At 71.3% G+C, this 16,977-nt stretch carries 17 protein-coding genes; 12 read left to right on the top strand and 5 right to left on the bottom strand.

The genetic code is table 11. From position 1 onward, the window contains the following. Window positions 1–114: 114 nt before the first annotated feature. On the top strand, window positions 115–1,431 hold the full coding sequence (locus AC0665_RS02775) for an Nramp family divalent metal transporter (protein ID WP_478604882.1): 1,317 nt from the start codon (window positions 115–117) through the stop codon (window positions 1,429–1,431). 25 nt (window positions 1,432–1,456) lie between these two features. After that, window positions 1,457–1,921 carry a hypothetical protein gene (locus AC0665_RS02780; RefSeq protein WP_478604880.1) on the top strand — a complete coding sequence of 155 codons (465 nt, stop codon included), beginning with the start codon at window positions 1,457–1,459 and terminating at the stop codon, window positions 1,919–1,921. Between the two features lie 6 nt (window positions 1,922–1,927). On the opposite strand, the gene AC0665_RS02785 is transcribed toward AC0665_RS02780, so the two are convergent. From AC0665_RS02785 to AC0665_RS02805, 5 genes are read right to left on the bottom strand one after another with little or no spacing between them, the layout of a single operon-like run. After that, complete coding sequence (locus tag AC0665_RS02785; protein WP_478704293.1) at window positions 1,928–3,616, bottom strand: chitinase; 1,689 nt, start codon at window positions 3,614–3,616, stop codon at window positions 1,928–1,930. A 31-nt stretch (window positions 3,617–3,647) separates the two neighbouring features. Next, window positions 3,648–4,037 carry a hypothetical protein gene (locus tag AC0665_RS02790; RefSeq protein ID WP_468407122.1) on the bottom strand — a complete coding sequence of 130 codons (390 nt, stop codon included), beginning with the start codon at window positions 4,035–4,037 and terminating at the stop codon, window positions 3,648–3,650. Further along, window positions 4,034–4,468: a DUF3592 domain-containing protein gene (locus tag AC0665_RS02795; protein WP_468407124.1), complete on the bottom strand. Its 435-nt coding sequence runs from the start codon at window positions 4,466–4,468 to the stop codon at window positions 4,034–4,036. Before AC0665_RS02795 ends, AC0665_RS02790 begins: the two co-directional genes overlap by 4 nt. 2 nt (window positions 4,469–4,470) lie before the next feature. Further along, the gene (locus AC0665_RS02800) at window positions 4,471–5,031 is read right to left on the bottom strand and encodes a hypothetical protein (protein ID WP_478704294.1); all 561 of its coding nucleotides are present in this window, start codon (window positions 5,029–5,031) and stop codon (window positions 4,471–4,473) included. A gap of 19 nt (window positions 5,032–5,050) precedes the next feature. After that, window positions 5,051–6,610 carry a hypothetical protein gene (locus AC0665_RS02805; protein WP_478604870.1) on the bottom strand — a complete coding sequence of 520 codons (1,560 nt, stop codon included), beginning with the start codon at window positions 6,608–6,610 and terminating at the stop codon, window positions 5,051–5,053. Window positions 6,611–7,041: 431 nt separating this feature from the next. On the opposite strand from AC0665_RS02805, the gene AC0665_RS02810 reads away from it, so the two are divergent. The 10 genes from AC0665_RS02810 to AC0665_RS02855 all read left to right on the top strand — a co-directional run bounded on the left by AC0665_RS02810 (window position 7,042) and on the right by AC0665_RS02855 (window position 16,924). Then, window positions 7,042–7,875 (top strand): hypothetical protein, encoded by an 834-nt coding sequence (locus AC0665_RS02810; RefSeq protein WP_468407650.1) that lies wholly within the window; start codon window positions 7,042–7,044, stop codon window positions 7,873–7,875. A gap of 70 nt (window positions 7,876–7,945) precedes the next feature. Next, complete coding sequence (cpaB, locus tag AC0665_RS02815; RefSeq protein ID WP_363118354.1) at window positions 7,946–8,653, top strand: Flp pilus assembly protein CpaB; 708 nt, start codon at window positions 7,946–7,948, stop codon at window positions 8,651–8,653. A gap of 9 nt (window positions 8,654–8,662) precedes the next feature. Further along, window positions 8,663–9,898: a CpaE/TadZ family protein gene (locus AC0665_RS02820; RefSeq protein WP_363118352.1), complete on the top strand. Its 1,236-nt coding sequence runs from the start codon at window positions 8,663–8,665 to the stop codon at window positions 9,896–9,898. Beyond that, complete coding sequence (locus AC0665_RS02825; protein WP_468407129.1) at window positions 9,895–10,287, top strand: TadE family protein; 393 nt, start codon at window positions 9,895–9,897, stop codon at window positions 10,285–10,287. The genes AC0665_RS02820 and AC0665_RS02825 overlap by 4 nt, the downstream gene beginning before the upstream one ends. After that, on the top strand, window positions 10,284–10,640 hold the full coding sequence (locus AC0665_RS02830) for a TadE/TadG family type IV pilus assembly protein (RefSeq protein ID WP_478604864.1): 357 nt from the start codon (window positions 10,284–10,286) through the stop codon (window positions 10,638–10,640). The genes AC0665_RS02825 and AC0665_RS02830 overlap by 4 nt, the downstream gene beginning before the upstream one ends. Window positions 10,641–10,665: 25 nt before the next feature. After that, window positions 10,666–12,003: a CpaF family protein gene (locus AC0665_RS02835; protein WP_478704295.1), complete on the top strand. Its 1,338-nt coding sequence runs from the start codon at window positions 10,666–10,668 to the stop codon at window positions 12,001–12,003. Between the two features lie 9 nt (window positions 12,004–12,012). Then, the gene (locus AC0665_RS02840) at window positions 12,013–12,957 is read left to right on the top strand and encodes a type II secretion system F family protein (protein ID WP_468407135.1); all 945 of its coding nucleotides are present in this window, start codon (window positions 12,013–12,015) and stop codon (window positions 12,955–12,957) included. A 14-nt stretch (window positions 12,958–12,971) separates the two neighbouring features. Continuing rightward, window positions 12,972–13,859, top strand: a complete 888-nt coding sequence (locus AC0665_RS02845) for a DUF5936 domain-containing protein (RefSeq protein ID WP_363118347.1) — start codon at window positions 12,972–12,974, stop codon at window positions 13,857–13,859. Between the two features lie 622 nt (window positions 13,860–14,481). Then, window positions 14,482–15,936, top strand: coding sequence for a sensor histidine kinase (locus AC0665_RS02850; protein WP_478704425.1), 1,455 nt, complete (start codon window positions 14,482–14,484; stop codon window positions 15,934–15,936). Window positions 15,937–15,961: 25 nt separating this feature from the next. Next, window positions 15,962–16,924 (top strand): response regulator, encoded by a 963-nt coding sequence (locus AC0665_RS02855; RefSeq protein WP_478704296.1) that lies wholly within the window; start codon window positions 15,962–15,964, stop codon window positions 16,922–16,924. Window positions 16,925–16,977: the final 53 nt, after the last annotated feature.

Genomic DNA, 16,977 nt, shown 5'->3' on the forward strand with positions numbered 1-16,977 from the left:
GTTCCCGTCCGCGAGGTCCGCCGGGGGCCGGAGGCGCGATTCCCCGCGGACCTCCGGGGCCGGCCCGCTCGTGCCCTCTTGTCGGCCCGGGCTCTTTGCGGTTTCTTGATCTGCATGGCGGACACCACGGAAAACACCACGGAGAACGAAGCCCAGCACCCTCCCCGGCCCCGGAAAGCGAGCTGGAAGTACATCGGCCCGGGCATCGTCGTCGCGGCGACCGGTGTCGGCGCCGGTGACCTGGTCGCCACCCTCATCGCGGGCAGCAACTTCGGCTACACCCTCCTGTGGGCCGCGATCATCGGCTGCCTGGTGAAGATCTCCCTGGCCGAGGCGGCCGGCCGCTGGCATCTGTCCACCGGCCGCACCCTCTTCGACGGCTGGGCGAGCCTCGGCCGCTGGACCACCTGGTTCTTCGCGGTCTACGTCGTGGTCTGGGGCTTCGTCTACGGCGCCGCGGCGATGTCGTCGAGCGCGCTGCCGCTCCAGGCGCTGTTCCCGGACGTGATGGACCTCAAGTGGTGGGGCATCGTCTGCGGCCTGGTCGGGCTGGTCTTCGTCTGGTTCAACAAGTACGCGGTGTTCGAGAAGGTCATGACCGTCCTGGTGGGCGTCATGTTCGTGGTGACGGTGTACCTGGCGATCCGGGTCACGCCGAACATCCCCGACGCCTTCGCCGGGCTCCTTCCGGTGCTGCCGGACGAGAAGGACTCGATCCTCAACACGCTGGGCCTGATCGGCGGGGTGGGCGGCACCATCACGCTCGCCGCGTACGGCTACTGGGTCAACGCCAAGGGCTGGACCGACACCGGCTGGATGAAGGTCATGCGGCTGGACAACCGCGTCGCCTACGCCACCACCGGCATCTTCGTCATCGCCATGCTGTTCGTCGGCGCGGAGCTGCTGCACTCGGCGAACGTCGCGATCGCCAGCGGTGACAAGGGCCTGGTCCAGCTGGGCGGCATCCTGGAGGAGGAGTACGGCTCGGCGACGGCGAAGTTCTTCCTGATCGGCTTCTTCGCCACGTCCTTCACCTCGCTGATCGGCGTCTGGCACGGTGTGAGTCTGATGTTCGCCGACTTCGTGGCCCGCCTGTCGGGCAGGGGCCAGGCCAAGGGCGAGGAGGTCGCCTCGGGCACCCGCGAGCGTTCCTGGCCGTTCCGCGCCTATCTGCTGTGGCTGACCTTCCCGCCGATGATCCTGCTCTTCGAGGGCCAGCCCTTCCGCCTGATCATCCTCTACGGGGTCCTCGGCGCGGCGTTCCTGCCCTTCCTCGCCGCCACCCTGATCTGGCTCCTCAACTCCTCCCGCACGCCCCGCGAATGGCGCAACGGACCCCTCAGCAACGCGATGCTCGCCGTCGCGGGCCTGCTGTTCCTCATCCTGTGCGTGAAGCAGATCTGGGACCAGCCGTGGGGGGAGTTCTTCTAGGGGAGGGGGCAGGGAGAATGGCCGGATGACCCAGCAGCCCCCACCACCCGGCCCCGGCTTCGGCCCGCCCCCGCCGCAGTACGCGCCGACGCCGCCCGCGCCGACGCCGCCCCCCTACGCGGCCCCGCAGCCGCCGCCCTACGCCCAGGCGCCGCAGCAGCCGTACGCCCAGCCGCCGTACGCCCAGGCTCCGCCGCAGCCGGCGGCGCAGGGCCCGGACTTCCTGGCCGTGGACAAGCGCAACGCGGTCGTCGTCGACGCGTCGGGCGTCGCCTTCGAGTCGTCCGGTCTCTCGATCGAGTTCCGCTGGCCCGAGATCCGCAGCGTCCACTACCAGGCGAGCCCGAGCGGCAAGGCGCTGATGGTCGCCGTGATCCACGTGGACGGCCGGTTCTTCGAGTGCGTGGTGGAGGCCAAGCCCAGGTCGCGGCTCCAGGAGTGGTTCCCGCAGCTGGCCTGGGTGCTCGGTCACTACCGTCCGGCCGGATAGGGGCTGTTACGGCAGCCCGTGCACATGCGGCCCCACCGTGCCGGACCACGCGTTGCCCGCCGTCGCGTCCCAGTTGGTCGACCACGTCATCGCGCCGCGCAGGCCGGGGTAGGTCCGCGGCGGCGTGAAGGTGCCGCAGTGGGTGCCCCTGGCCAGGCAGTCCAGGGCGTTGTTCACCACGATCGGGGAGACGTAACCGCTGCCCGCGCCCCGGGTGGAGGCCGGGAGGCCGAGGCCCACCTGGGACGGGGCGAGGCCGTTCTCCAGCTGGATGCAGGCCAGCGCCGTGAGGAAGTCGACCGAGCCCTGGCTGTAGACCTTGCCGTCGCAGCCGAGCATCGAACCGCTGTTGTAGTACTGCATGTTGACGACCGTGAGGATGTCCTTCACGTTCAGCGCGGTGCGAAAGTACCCGCCCGACGTCGACTGCATGTCGATGGTCTGCGGAGCCATCGTGAGGACGAGCGACGGGCCCGCCTTCGCCGACAGCGCGCGCAGGGCCTGCGTCATGTAGGTGGCGTTCAGGCCGTTCTCCAGGTCGATGTCGACGCCGTCGAAGCCGTACGTCTGCATCACGGAGTACACGCTGCTGGCGAAGTTGGCCGCCGAGGTCGCGTCGTTGACCGCCACCGTGCCGCGCTCGCCGCCCACCGAGATGATGACCTTCTTGCCTGCGGCCTGCTTCGCGCGGATGTCCGCCTTGAACTGGTCGACCGTGTAGCCCTTCAGTCCGGCCGAGTCCAGGGTGAACGACACCGCCCCGGGCGTGCCCGTCGCGTCCGCGAAGGCCACCGCGATGATGTCGTAGGCGGCGGGGACGTCCGAGATGCGCTGCACCGTCGCGCCGTTGTCGAAGTTCTGCCAGTAGCCGGTCAGCGCGTGCCCGGGCAGGGCCGGGCCCGGCCCGTCGGTCTTGTTCGTGGTCGCCGTCACCGCCGTGGACTTCGGTGACTCACCCGCCGCGTTCGTCGCCGTGACCTGGAAGGAGTACGAGGTGGAGGCGGCGAGCCCGGTCACCGTCGCCGAGGTGCCGGAGACGGCCGTCACCTTCGTGCCGTCGCGGTAGACGGTGTAACCCGTCGCTCCCGAGACGGTGTTCCAGGCGAGGGAGACCGTCGAGGACGTCGTGCCGGACACGGCCAGGCCGCCCGGCGCGGACGGGACCGCCGGGCCCGGGTCCGTGCCGCCGCCCCCGTCGGGGCCGAACACCGACACGTCGTCCGCCTGGTAGGCCGCCTGCCCGTACCAGCCGTGGGTGTACACCGTCACCGAGGTCGTCGACGAGCCGGTCCTGAAGGTCGTCGACAGCTGTTTCCAGGAGGAGGAGTCCGGCGTCCAGGTGGACACGTCCGTGGTGCCGGTGCCCGTCACGCCGAGGTAGGCGTAGCCGCCCCGGACCCAGGCGCCCAGCGTGTAGGTGGAGTCCGGCCGCACCTCCACCGTCTGGGCGCAGCGCGCGTTGTCCTGCCCCGACGGGGTCGCCCGCAGCGCGGCCGACCCGGAGTGCACCGGGGAGGAGACCGTCGTGCCGCTGCCCGCCGAGCAGGTCCAGTCGCTCAGGCCCGCCTCGAAGCCGGCGTTCCTGACGTTGTTGACGTCGGCGGCCGAGGCCTGGCCGACGGTCGTGACAGTGAGGGCCAGGGCAGCCGTGAGGGCACCCGACCACAGCCGCAGGGATCGTCTGTGTCTGGACATGACAAGAAAATGGTCCAGACCAGAGAAGGTGTCAAGAGGTCCAGACCAACCTGTCGAGCAGCAGTCCCACCGCGGAGCCCGCCAGCAGCACGCCCAGGGACATCCAGAACGCCGCGCCCGCCGGGTCCAGTACGTCCGGCCGCAGGGTCAGCAGCAGCACCTGGGCCGCCGCCGGAGCCGCGCACGCCGCCACCAGGTGACGCACCGGCATCTCCCGCCACGGCCGCGGGTGCACCCGCGCCGCCGCCCAGGTGGCCAGCACGACACAGACCAGGTTGGGCAGGTGCACCAGCGCCAGCGCGGCCCCGAACGAGCCCACCCCCTGCGGGCCGACCAGCGGATCGTGGACCAGCGTCATCTGGACGTACTCGGTCACGACGAGCACGACGATGCCGACGGCCCAGCAACGCACGAGAGTCATCGACCGCCTCCGGTGATCTCGAAGAAGAGCAGGATCGCGAAACCGGCCGCGGCCATGCCGCAGCCCGCGACCAGGGCCACTGCCTGGAGCACCGGGGACCAGCTGCCCCGGCCCGCCACCGTCGCCGTGCCCGCGGGGTCGCGCGGATCGTAGGTGACCGTGACCGCACTGCCCTGCGTCGTCGACCAGCCCGCCAGGTCCTCGAACTCGACCCGCGCGCCGTCGGCCGTACGGAAGGCGAAGAAGTGCCGCCGGGCGTCGGAGCGCTGGTACGGCTCCGTCTCCACCCGGACGCACTCGCCCCGCGCCCGGACCCCGCGCCGCAGCACCCGCGTCACGGTGACCAGCCGGCGCGCGTACCTCCACGCCAGCGCGCCGAACAGGGCGACGAGCGACCCGAGCACGACGTAGCCGGCCCCCGGCACCTCCACGGCTAGTGCACCTCGACCGAGTCGATGATCCGGTCGAGGTCCCCGTCCGGCAGGGCGCCGCGTGCGGCGTCGATCCGGATCGCGAAGGCGGTGTCGCCGGAGTCCAGCCCGGCCAGGATGACGCCCTCGACCGGGGTGCCCTTGGCCGGACCGCCGTCCTCGCCGGTCGCCTCGAACGAGAAGTCGATCCGCTTCGCCTCGTCCGTGCCGGCCAGCTCCACGTCCTTCTGCCCCCGGACCCTCGCGCCCAGCTGGATGCCCGCCTCGGCGGCGATCGCGGCCTGCCCGGCCGAGTTCGCCTCGGTGAAACCGAGCTGGACGGTGAGGACGGCGACCTTCTTCCCGCCCTGCGTACGCACCGCCGCCGCGGCGTTGTGCTTCCCGCGTTCGGCGGCGCTCTGCTCCTCGAACCCCTTCGGGTAGGACACGTCGACGCCCTTCGTCTTCAGCGTCCCCCAGCCCTCGGGCACGCCGGCCGCGCCGGAGTCGGAACTCCCGCAGCCCGTCAGGGCCATGGCGGTCGTCAGCAGGGCGGCGGCCAGGCAGGCACGGCGGGTCTTCATCGGTGGGGCTCCCGTCTCGTCAGTTCGCACAGTAGCTGTAGGGAAGGTAGGAGCGGCCGTCCCCGCGGGGGGCGCCCAGGAACTGGGCGTCGGTCAGGGTCTCCGCCTTCTTCTCCGTGCTGATCGTCATGCCCAGACTGAGCCCCAGATTCAACTCGAAGCCGTACTCGGCCGCGTTCACCTCGCCCGTGTACGTCATCCGGCTCGACCTGCCCCGGTCGAACATCAGCTGCCCGAAGGGGTCGTCCGCGCCCGGCCGGGCCGTCGGCGCGTGGTCGGCGAACATGTACTGGAAGGGCGTCGCCACCTGCTCGTTGCTGCTGTCGAGCCACTGTTCGGCCACCGCCCGGTCCCGGTCACCGGCCGGGCCGGGGTCGAAGGTGAGGGTGTTGGTGACGACCTCGATGCCGGTCCGCGAGTCGGTGCCCTTCACACCGGCGTTGCCGCCCCGCTTGTCGCCGTCCTTCTTGCCGTTGTCACCGCCGGCCTTGGCGCCGTCCTTCTGGCCGCCCTCCTCCACCGTGCGGGTCATGTCGACGCGGACCAGCTTGCCGGTCTTCTTGTCGTAGGTGACCGTGATGGTGCCCGTCTGCGTCGTGTTCGCCGTGTACTCACCGCTGAGCGGACCCGCCTCGTAGCCCACCTTGGAGCCGTACTCGATGGACGAGGAGTAGGTGTACGACTTGGTGTTCTTGTAGGCGTTGTCCGTCCAGGTCACCTCGGGGGCGTACTTGAAGGAGCCGCCGAGCGCGGCGCTGAGCTTCTTCTCGTCGCCCGCGGAGATCTTCAGGCCCGCCGACGCCGACGCCTCCAGGCCCACCTTGCCGTACGTGATCTTCCGGTTGTCGCCGAGGTGCTCCTTGATGCGGTTCTGGGTGTCCTCCTCGTCCTTGAGGGCGCCCTTGCCGAAGAGGTAGAGGATGCTGTCGCCGAGGCTCGCCTCCGCGCCGCCCGGCATGGTGCGGCGCATCTCGTACATCTGGAGCTTCTCCACGTCGTCCCGGAACCGCTGGGCCTCCTCGGGGCTCTGGAACACCCAGGTGTCGCCGTTGGTGACCTTGATGCCGAGCCCCAGCTCCACCTTGTCGGCGCCGAAGCGGCCCACCTTCATGCCCGGCTTGAAGTCCTTCTTGGCGGCGACCGACGCGGCGTCCGTGAAGGTCAGATAGACCAGCTGGTCGCTGTCGTCGACCTTGCCGTCCCCGTTCACGTCCGTCCTCGCCTTCAGACGCTGCTCCTGGAAGCCGTACTCCTTGCCGATCTCCCAGAACAGGATCTTCGCCTTGGATCCCGCCTTGTCGGTGACCGAGGAGACCTGGCACAGGGCCGGCTCGAAGTCGGCGTCGGTGAGCGGCCGGCCCTGGCCGGTGCCGCCCGACCCGCAGTCACCGCCCCCGGCGACCCGGCAGACCTGCGCGGCGATCCTGTCGTAGATCAGCTGCCCGACCCCGGTGGCCGACACCGCCAGCACGATCGCCGCGCTGACCACGACCATCCCCAGGTACTCGGTGCCGGTCGCCCCGCGGTCGTCGAAGACCGGTCTGCGTCCGTACGTCCGTATGCCACCCCCGTCGGCCATACGGCACCCCTCCTCGCGGCGAACCACCTCTGTGTGGACCGCGAGCGTAAGGAGGCGCCACCGCCCGGGGCGTGGGCCTCAGGACCCAAACGAAGGCCCACCGTCAACTCCGGACCCATTGGGACCACCGACCGGGACCCACCGCGACCACCGACCCGGGACCCACCGGGACCGCCGCCCGACCACCGCCCGGACACCGTCGGCGACCGGCAAGATGCTCAACCTGCCCCGTTTTGACGCCTCTTGTGCAACGACAGTTGCTATCCAGCTACACAAACGCTGTTCTCCGGCCACAGAGCCGTGGATACAGTGCTGAGGTAGTCACGCAGTGAAGTCGACACGGTGCGCCGGAGTGACACCCGGCGTTCCGACGGCATGGGGAAAACGGGGAGCTGCGCGTGCCAACTGCCATTGCCGTGACCAGCGCCGACATGGCGCTGCCGCCACAGGACGAACGGACCCTGCCCGCCGTCGTGCTCCGGGACATCGACAGCCGCCCGCTGGAGCAGGCACTCGCGGAGATGCAGGCCCTGGTCGAGCACCACGGCCATGTCATCGTGGTCTGCTCACCGGCCGCGCCCACCCCGGTGCAGCGGCGGCTGCACACCCTGCGCGCCCTCATGGAGAGCGACCGCATCGCGCTGTTCCGGCCCGATCTGCCACCGCTCGGACTCGCCGTCCTGGCCCGGCAGTTACGGCAGCTCGCCTCCTGCGACATCAGCCCCGGCGTGCTCGCCTCGGCCGGCCGGCTGCTCGTCCACTACATCCACGCCGGCGCGCTGCTGAACTCGGTCACCCGGCTCGACCGCGTCCCCGTCGGCCTGAAGTCGCACGCCAAGTCCTGGGTGCCGGGCAGCCAGTTCGCCGTCCTCGCCCACCCCGAGCCGCACCTCGTCAGGATCACCCCCGAAGCGTCCCTGCCCGGCCCCGAGTTCGGCACCTGGATGCTGGTCGCCAAGGGGCAGCTCCCCTCCGACTGGGTCACGGGCACCCTCGCCCCCTCCTGGAAGGCGCAGGGGCTGCGCGAGGTCCCGCTCCCGGCCGAGTCACCCGGCTGGTGGGGCACCGGCAAGCTCGTCGAGTTCTGCAGCTACCTGCCCGACCTGTCCGTCCTCTACCAGCTGGTCACATCCGTCCGGCGCGGCCAGTGCCACTGGTGCGGCATCGACGTCATCGGCGACCGCTGCGTGTTCTGCTCGGCCATGCCACCCGTCCACGACGGCCCGCCCCGCAAGCAGCTCGAGAACCGGACGGCCGTCGGGTGAGGCCTGACCCCGCCCCTCAGCACTGTTCCGATCCGGCTCGACCGATATCCCCAACGAGGTTGTACGGTTCATGAACTCCCGTCAGCGCCGCGGCGTGATTCTCCTGCTCCTGTCGGTGGTCTGCGCCCTCGGCGCCTTCGCCGGCGTGCTCTCCGTCATCAGTGACGTGAAGTCGAAGGTCGGCCCCGAGGTCACCGCCTATCGGCTCAAAACCGAGGTGCCGCCCTACACCACCCTCACCACGGGCCAGTTCGAGAAGATCAAGATGCCCGAACGGTGGCTGTCCGACAACGCGGTCACCGACCTGCGGGAGATCCAGGGCAAGATCGCCGTCACCACGCTGCGCGCGGGCTCCCTGCTCCAGTCCGACATGATCGTGCGCCAGCCGGCCCTCCAGCCCGGCCAGCAGGAGGTCGCCATCATGATCGACTCGGCGACCGGTGTGGCCGGAAAGATCACGCCCGGCGCCTCGGTCAACGTCTACGCCACCTTCGAGGGCGCACGCGAGGGCGATCCCGACCAGTCGAAGATCATCGTCACCAACGCCAAGGTCCTCGACGTCGGCGAACTCACCGCGCTCAAGCCCGACGAGGGCAACCGCACCCAGCAGCCCACCGACGCCGTACCGATCACGTTCGCACTGTCCGCCCTCGACGCCCAGCGCATCACCTACGCCGAGTCGTTCGCCAAGCGGGTCCGGCTCGCCCTCGTCGCGCCCGGCAGCGACACCACCGTCCCCGAGCGGGACCGGACGTACGAACTCGCGAAGGACAAGTGAGAGGCTGCCATGCCCACGAGGATCCTCCCGGCAGTCGGTGACGCGGACGCGGTCCGCTCGGTCACGACACTGCTCAGCCAGCTACCGGACGCCGAGCCCGTCGCCCCGGTGGTCGACTCCACGCAGCTCATCGACACCCTCGCCCGGCTGGCCGCCGAGTCCGTCGACGAGCTGCCCGAGGTCGTGGTCGTGCACGAGCGGATCGGCCCCGTCCCCGCGCTGGAGCTGATCCGCGAAGTGGCCCTGCGCTTCCCGGCCGTCGGCGTCATCCTCGTCACCTCCGACGCGAGCCCCGGCCTCTTCCAGGCCGCCATGGACTACGGCGCCCGCGGCCTGGTCGCCCTCCCGCTCAGCTACGAGGAACTCGCCAGCCGCGTCCAGGCGGTCGCCCAGTGGTCCGTCGGTGTACGACGCCACCTGGGCGCCGGAGGCGACGTGTTCACCGGCGTCGGCGGCACCGTCGTCACCGTCAGCGGCGCCAAGGGCGGCGCCGGGACCACCCTGACCGCCATCCAGCTGGCCCTGGCCGCCCAGGCCTCCGGCCGCAGCACCGCCCTGGTCGACATGGACCTCCAGACCGGCGACGTCGCCTCATACCTGGACGTCCAGTTCCGGCGCTCCGTCGTCGACCTGGCCGCCATCACCGACATCTCGCCGCGCGTCCTGGCCGACGCGGTCTTCCGCCACGACTCCGGCCTCGCCCTGCTGCTCGCCCCCGCCGAGGGCGAACGCGGCGAGGACGTCACCGACCGCGCCGCCCGGCAGATCGTCAGCGCCCTGCGCTCCCGCTACGAGATCGTCGTCATCGACTGCGGCGCCCAGCTCGGCGGCGCCGGGGCGGCGGCCGTGGAGATGGCCGACCGGGCCCTGCTGGTCACCACCCCGGACGTGGTCGCCGTACGGGGCGCCAAACGAGCCGTACGGATGTGGGACCGGCTCCAGATCCGCAAGGCCGAGGAGACCACGGTCGTCGTCAACCGGCACAGCCGCGCCACGGAGATCCAGCCGCCCCTGATCCAGAAGATCACCGGTACCGCGGTCGCCGCCACCGTGGTCCCCGCCAACTTCAAGGAACTCCAGAGCGTCGTGGACGCGGGCCGTGTCCACGAACTGGAGAGCAAGAGCTCGGTGAAACAGGCCCTGTGGGGCCTCGCCGGGGAACTCGGCCTGGTCAAGGCCGCGGACGGCACCCACAAGGGGGGCCGGGGACCGGTGAGCTTCCGACGGAGGAAGGAGGGGGGATGAGAGTGCCGCGTGCCGGACGGGAGCGAGACCGGGGCCAGGTCACCATCGAGTTCCTCGGGATGACACCGACGATCATCGTGACGCTGATCGCGCTGTGGCAGGCCGTCCTCGTCGGCTACACCTACATCCTCGCGGGCAACGCCGCGGACGAGGCCGTACGGCAGGCGACGGCGGCCGAGCCGGGGGCCCGCCAGGGCGCGTGCGAGGCGGCCGGACTGAAGCACCTGTCGGACGCGTGGCGCTCCGGCGCCAGTGTGACCTGCGAGGGTTCCGGCTACGTCACCGCCGACGTGCGCCTGGAGGTCCCCGTCCTCTTCCCGGGCACCCTGTCCGCCGGGTTCACGGTCCACGGCCACGCCGGGGCGGTCGAGGAGGCGAAACCGAGATGACCGGTATCCGCAAGGGCCGCGACCGCGGCCAGGTCGCCATCGAGTACATCGGCTTCCTGCCGATCCTGCTGATCGTCGCCCTGGGGGCCGTACAGCTCGGCCTGATCGCCTACACCGCCCAGCAGGCCGGAACGGCGGCCCGGACGGGGGCGCGCAGCGCGTCGCTGGACGGACCGTACGAGGCGGACTGCCGGGCGGCGGTGAGCAGTTGGCTGGCCGACCGGACCAGTTGCCTCTCGGCGCCGGGCGGGGACGAGGTGACGGTCACGGCCACCGTGCAGATCCCGTCCCTCGTGCCGGGCTGGAGGTTCGACCCGGCCGTCAAGACCGCCACGATGCCGCTCGACCACTGAGCAACGAGCTAGGAGCACCGCACTCATGAGCCTGCGAGCACGGATCAACACCCCCGAGGAGAACGGCAACCGGGGCGAGGACGGCCACATGGTCGCCTCCTACCGGGCCAAGCTCCTGGAGGAGATCGACCTCGCGGAGATGAGTTCGCTGGCCGCCGCCGAGCGCAGGGCCCGGCTGGAGCGGGTGCTCGGGCACATCATCAGCCGCGAGGGCCCGGTCCTGTCGACCGTGGAGCGCTCGCAGCTGATCCGCCGGGTGGTCGACGAGGCGCTCGGCCTCGGCATCCTGGAACCGCTCCTGGAGGACGCCTCCATCACGGAGATCATGGTCAACGGCCCCGACGCGATCTTCGTGGAGCGAGGCGGCCGGGTCGAGCAACTGCCCCTGCGCTTCGCCTCCAACGACCAGCTCATGCAGACGATCGAGCGGATCGTCTCCACGGTCAACCGCCGCGTGGACGAGTCCAACCCGATGGTCGACGCCCGCCTGCCCTCCGGGGAGCGCGTCAACGTCATCATCCCGCCGCTGTCCCTGACCGGCGCCACCCTCACCATCCGCCGCTTCCCGCGCTCCTTCACGCTCCAGGAGCTGATCGGCCTCGGCTCGCTCGACGAGCACATGCTGTACCTGCTGGCGGGCCTGGTGCAGGCCAAGTTCAACATCATCGTCTCGGGCGCGACCGGCACCGGCAAGACGACGCTGCTCAACGCGCTCTCCGGTCTCATCCCCGAGGGCGAACGCATCATCACCATCGAGGACTCCGCCGAACTCCAGCTCCAGCAGCCGCACGTCATCCGCCTGGAGTCACGCCCGCCGAACGTCGAGGGCAAGGGCCAGGTCACCATCCGCGACCTCGTCCGCAACTCCCTGCGTATGCGCCCCGACCGGATCGTCGTCGGTGAGGTCCGCGGCGGCGAGTCCCTCGACATGCTCCAGGCCATGTCGACCGGCCACGACGGCTCGCTGGCCACCGTCCACGCCAACAACGCCGAGGACGCGCTGATGCGGCTCCAAACCCTGGCGTCCATGTCGGACGTGGAGATCCCCTTCGTGGCGCTGCACGACCAGATCAACAGCGCGATCGACGTCATCGTGCAGCTGACGAGGTTCGCGGACGGCGCCCGCCGCATCACCGAGGTCGCGCTGATGGACAGCCACGGCAGCGACCCGTACCGCCTGGTCACGGTCGCCCGCTTCAACGCGCGGCCCATGACCCCCGACGGCCGTATCCACGGCGCCTTCGAGTACTTCCCGCTACCGCGCCGCACCGCCGACCGCCTCTACATGGCGGGCCAGCCCCTCCCGCAGGCTTTCGGCATCGCCGGGTCCGCGGACCAGCTAGCCACCCGAGAAGCCAGGTAGGACCGACCGATGGAACTGCAACCGCTCATCACGCTCACCACCGGCATCACGCTGCTGACCTGCGTCCTCGTGGTCGCCGGCCTGCACTCCTACGCCATGGGCAAGGCACAGCGGCAGGCCCTGGTCGACCGCCTGTCCGCCACCGGCCAGGTCCACACCGGCGGCCGGCGCCGCAACTTCCCCGGCATCGACCGCCGGCTGCGGCGCACCAAACTCGGCAAGAAGCTGGAACTGCGCCTGGCGGCGACCGGGCTGGACATCACCCCGGGCGAGTTCTTCGTCTACATGCTCGCCACGGTCGCCGGCCTGTGGCTGATCGGCCAGGCGGCCCTGGCGCCGTTCTTCGGGCCGCTCGCGGGGCTGCTCGGCATCGGGGTCGCCGTGCAGTTCCTCAACTGGCAACGCCAGAAACGCATCGAGAAGTTCATCAACCAGCTTCCCGAAATGGCCCGGATCCTCGCCAACGCCACCCAGGCCGGCCTCGCCCTGCGCACGGCGATCGGCATGGCGGCGGAGGAGATGGAGGCTCCGGCGGGCGAGGAACTGGGCAAGGTGGCCGCCCAGTTGGCGGTCGGCGCCTCGATGGACGACGCGCTGGGTGAACTGGCCGACCGTCTCCCGTCCCGCGAACTGGTCGTCCTCGTCACCACGCTGGTCCTGTCGAACCGGGCCGGCGGTCAGGTGGTGAGCGCCCTGCGCAACCTGACGGAGACGCTGGAGGAACGCAAGGAGACCCGGCGCGAGGTCCGCACCCAGCTCTCCCAGGTCAACATGACGTCGTACGCCGTCCCGGTCCTGGGCGTCGGCTCCCTCTTCCTCATGAACGGGGTGAAGGACGGCGCCCTGGACCGCATGACCGGCTCCGCCTTCGGCCAGGCGGCGGTCATCATCGCCTTCTCGCTCTACGCCGTCGGCTTCGTCCTCATCCGCCGCCTGTCCCGCATCGACGTCTGAGCCCGGAGGCAACCATGGGACTGCTCCTCGCCCTGCTGATGGGCCTCAGCGTCTGGGGCGTCTTCGCCGGCATCCGCATGTACCGCGCGGAGGCGAAACTGCCCGGCGACCTCGCCCTGGCCCTGGAGGTCGGCTCCACCCGCACCGGCGCGGTCGACTCCCTCGTCGACCGCCTGGGCATGCGCTACGCCCCCGCCGTCCTGCGCCTGATGGGCCCCAAGCAGGTGGCGAAGTACCGCCGCAAGATCGACCTCGCGGGCAACCCCGGCGGCCTGACGATCGACCGGTACGGGGCGCGACGGGCCGTCTACGGCTTCCTCGGGGCCGTGGGGTTCCTCGTCTTCCTCCTGCGCGGCCAGCTCTTCGTCGCGCTGCTCCTGCTGGCCTTCGGCGCGTTCTGGACGGAGGTCGGCATCTGGTCGGCCATCCGCATCCGCAAGGACGTCATCGAACGGACCCTGCCGGACTTCCTGGACGTCCTGGCGGTCGTGGTGAGCGCCGGACTCGGCTTCCGCCAGGCGCTGGACCGGGTCGCGTCCCGCTACGAGGGCCCCTGGGCCGACGAACTGCGCATCACCCTGCGCCAGATGGACCTCGGCATGAGCCGCCGCCAGGCCTTCACGGAACTGCGCCGCCGCAACGACTCCGAGCAGGTGGCGATGTTCGTGACAGCGCTCCAGCAGGGCGAGGAACTGGGCGCGCCGATCGTCGACACGCTGGTCTCCCTCGCCAAGGACATGCGCCGCACGGACGCGCAGAACGCCCGCCGCAAGGCGGCCCGGGCCGTCCCGAAGGCCACGATGATGATCACGACCTTCATGGTCCCGGCCACGATGCTGCTGCTCGGCGCGGGCCTGATCCTCGGCTCGGGCACGGACTTCGGCTCGGTGACGGGGAAGTAGGGAAGGGGGCGACGGCATGTCGATGGCAGGAGAGCGCACGGGGCTGCTGGGGCTTCGCCGCCGCCGGGCCGAGCGGACACCGGAGATCACGACGCCTCCGGCGGGGACGGTGCTGCCCGCGTATGTCCGCACGGGCGCGCCGGACGTACCCGTGACGTCGGTGACGCCGGCGCTGCCACCGGGGTGGGAGACGGCGGTGGGCGGAGAGCCGACGCTGCGGATCAAGTCGGGCGGGCGACGGAAGGCCGGAGTGCCGCGGGGGACACCCGCGGCGAACGCCCCCGCGCCGGGCCCGATGCCGGTCGGGGGCGGTGCAGCGGAGGATGAAGCGCGCGGTGAGCCACAAGCGTCGGTGAGCGGCCGCTGGGCCGCCGATGGGGGCGCGTCCGCGCAGGGGCGGCCCGCGCTGGATGGCGTCGCGTCCGCGCAGGGGCTACCGGCACCGGACGGTTGCGCGTCCGCGCAGGGGCTACCGGCACCCGATGGCGGCGCGCTCGCGCAGGGGCGGCCCGAACTGGACGGTGGCGTGCCTGCGCAGGGGCGGCCCGTACCGGATGGGGGCGCGTCCGGGCAGGGGCTACCGGCACTGGACGGTGCCGCGTCCGCGCAGGGGCGGCCCGCACTGGACGGTGCCGCGTCCCCGCAGGGACGGCCCGCGCCCGATGGCGGCGCGCTCGCGCAGGGGCGGCCCGCACCGGACGGCGTCGCGCCCCCGCCGGGGCGACCCGCACCCGACGGTTCCGCGCCCCCGCAGGGACCGTCCGCACCGGACGGCGACGGCGGCCCGGGTGGGGCGGTCGCGTATCGGCTCCCGGGCGAAGGCCAGGACACCGCCCAGCCCGCAGGTCCCGCGATCGACATTCAGGTCAACGCCCTCCAGGCCATGTGCCGCCAGGTCTTCGGCTTCCGCCTGGCCATGATCGCCCTGGCCACCCCCACCGCCCTCGTCAACGCGAACGAGGGCCTCCCCACCCGCCTCGTCGGCGCGGCCGTGGTCGTCACCTTCATGACCTCCTACGTCCTCTTCCGGGACTGGGAGCGCTTCGGCCCCCTCCTCCTGCGCCACCCCTCCCTCCTCGCCGTGGACACCCTCTTCGGCGCCCTGCTCCTGATCGCCGCAGGCCCCGACAGCACCCTCGCCTACGTCAGCGTCTGCACCCCGCTCCTGGCGGGCCTGGTCTACGGCTGGCGTGGTGCGGCGGTGTTCGCCTCCGGCCAGGCACTCCTGCTGCTCCTCGTCCACGCGGCACAGCAGGACCCGGCCCCCGGCATCACCGAGTCCGCCCTCCTGCCCGGCCTCTGCGTCATCGCCGGAGCCGTCGGCTCCAGCCTCCGCAACCTCATGCTCCGCTTCGGCGCCGCCACCCAGGCCCTCACCACCGCCCAGGCCCGTCTCGCCGTGACGGAGGCGGTCAGTGCCGAACGCGCCCGGCTGGCCCGCGAGATGCACGACTCGGTCGCGAAGACCCTGCACGGCGTGGCCCTGGCCGCCGACGGCCTGACCACCTCGGCGAACGCCGACCGCATGGACCCGGCCCTGGTGAGACAGCAAGCGGCCCTGGTCGCCCGCTCGGCCCGCCGGGCCGCCGCCGAGTCCCGCGAACTCCTGGCCGACCTGCGCCGCGAATCGGACCCCGGCCAGGGCACGGACGTCCTGGTCGAACTCGCCGCCCGCACCCGCGACTTCAGCAGCCGCACCGGCCTCCCGGCGGTCTACAGCCCCACCGGTGCCCACGCGGTCCCGCCCGTCCCCCCGGCCGTGGCACGCCAGCTCCTCACCATCGCGTCGGAGGCCATGGAGAACGCCCACCGCCACGCACACCCGACCCGCGTCGACGTTCGCGCGGGCGTCCACGGCGACCTGCTCCGCATCAGCGTCCACGACGACGGCCGCGGCCTGCCGCCGGGCACCAGCCTCGAACAGTTGCGCAGGGCCGGTCACTTCGGCTTGGTCGGCATGGTCGAACGCGCCGCCTCGGTCGGCGCCCGCATCCGCATAGGCCGCGGCAGTCACCCCCAGGGCACGGAGGTCCGCCTGGAACTCCCCCTGGCCGCCCTGACCACCCCCGGCGTATGACCCCACCACTCGAGAGGAGGCCCTGATGCCGGACCACACGCCCCACCCCACCGGCGCTCCCCAGCCGCCACCGCACGACCCGTTCGCCGACCTCCCGCAGTCGGCACAGCCGGTGCGCCGCCTCCGGGTCGTCGTGGCGGACGACAACCCCGTCGTCCGCGCCGGCCTCACCGCCCTGCTCTCCGGCCGCGCGGACATCGAGGTCGTGGCGGAGGCCGCCGACGGCCGTCAGGCCTACGAGGCCGCCCACCTGCACCGCCCGGACGTCGTCCTCCTGGACGTCCGCATGCCCGGCGTGGACGGCATCTCGGCCCTGCCGCACCTGGTGCGGATCGCTCCTGTCGTGATGCTGACCTACAGCAGGGAGTCGGAGATCGTCCAGGAGGCCCTGCGCCGGGGGGCGGGCGGCTACCTGGTGCACGGCGAGTTCACGGCCGACCAACTGGTCATCGCCGTACGGGACATCAAGGACGGCCGGGCCCACTTCACCCCGACGGCGGCGGGCGCGCTGCTGGCCCAACTGCGCCAGGACCAAGCCCCGGCGTCACCCCTGCCGGACGGCTTGGGTGGGTCATCGAGTGCGACTGCATACGGAATATCCGCTTCCGGGCAACCGTATACGCAGACTCAATCACCGCCCCCACCAGGGAATTTCGTAGGCACCCCGCCCTACTCGCCCTCCATTTCTTCAGAAAACCTTTCGCAAGTGCAACCGCATGTGGGACAGTCTTCGTCTGGGTGGACGAGTGGCCGTCCGGCCGCTCCCGACAAGTCGCGGTTCCAGCTGAGCACGAGGGAGGCGGAGATCATGGACCTCATCGCGTCCGGCATGAACAACCAGCAGATCGCCGCCACGTGCTTCATCAGCGAGAAGACCGTCAAGAACCACATCAACCGCATCTTCGCCAAGCTCCACAGCACCAGCCGCTCCGAGGCCGCCGCGAAGTGGATCGGCACGGCACCGGACACGCACCGGGGACGGGGGTGACCTCCGATGACTCGAGGGGGGAACAACCCGCTGGGCCCGAGCGATTGGGCCCG

The organism is Streptomyces sp. NPDC043685 (assembly GCF_056436585.1).

Bases quoted from the DNA above. Each gene is read 5' to 3' on its own strand.
- AC0665_RS02775 (WP_478604882.1), top strand. From the start codon at position 115: ATGGCGGACACCACGGAAAACACCACGGAGAACGAAGCCCAGCACCCT.
- AC0665_RS02780 (WP_478604880.1), top strand. From the start codon at position 1,457: ATGACCCAGCAGCCCCCACCACCCGGCCCCGGCTTCGGCCCGCCCCCG.
- AC0665_RS02785 (WP_478704293.1), bottom strand. From the start codon at position 3,616: ATGTCCAGACACAGACGATCCCTGCGGCTGTGGTCGGGTGCCCTCACG.
- AC0665_RS02790 (WP_468407122.1), bottom strand. From the start codon at position 4,037: ATGACTCTCGTGCGTTGCTGGGCCGTCGGCATCGTCGTGCTCGTCGTG.
- AC0665_RS02800 (WP_478704294.1), bottom strand. From the start codon at position 5,031: ATGAAGACCCGCCGTGCCTGCCTGGCCGCCGCCCTGCTGACGACCGCC.
- AC0665_RS02805 (WP_478604870.1), bottom strand. From the start codon at position 6,610: ATGGCCGACGGGGGTGGCATACGGACGTACGGACGCAGACCGGTCTTC.
- AC0665_RS02810 (WP_468407650.1), top strand. From the start codon at position 7,042: ATGGCGCTGCCGCCACAGGACGAACGGACCCTGCCCGCCGTCGTGCTC.
- cpaB (WP_363118354.1), top strand. From the start codon at position 7,946: ATGAACTCCCGTCAGCGCCGCGGCGTGATTCTCCTGCTCCTGTCGGTG.
- AC0665_RS02820 (WP_363118352.1), top strand. From the start codon at position 8,663: ATGCCCACGAGGATCCTCCCGGCAGTCGGTGACGCGGACGCGGTCCGC.
- AC0665_RS02825 (WP_468407129.1), top strand. From the start codon at position 9,895: ATGAGAGTGCCGCGTGCCGGACGGGAGCGAGACCGGGGCCAGGTCACC.
- AC0665_RS02830 (WP_478604864.1), top strand. From the start codon at position 10,284: ATGACCGGTATCCGCAAGGGCCGCGACCGCGGCCAGGTCGCCATCGAG.
- AC0665_RS02835 (WP_478704295.1), top strand. From the start codon at position 10,666: ATGAGCCTGCGAGCACGGATCAACACCCCCGAGGAGAACGGCAACCGG.
- AC0665_RS02840 (WP_468407135.1), top strand. From the start codon at position 12,013: ATGGAACTGCAACCGCTCATCACGCTCACCACCGGCATCACGCTGCTG.
- AC0665_RS02845 (WP_363118347.1), top strand. From the start codon at position 12,972: ATGGGACTGCTCCTCGCCCTGCTGATGGGCCTCAGCGTCTGGGGCGTC.
- AC0665_RS02855 (WP_478704296.1), top strand. From the start codon at position 15,962: ATGCCGGACCACACGCCCCACCCCACCGGCGCTCCCCAGCCGCCACCG.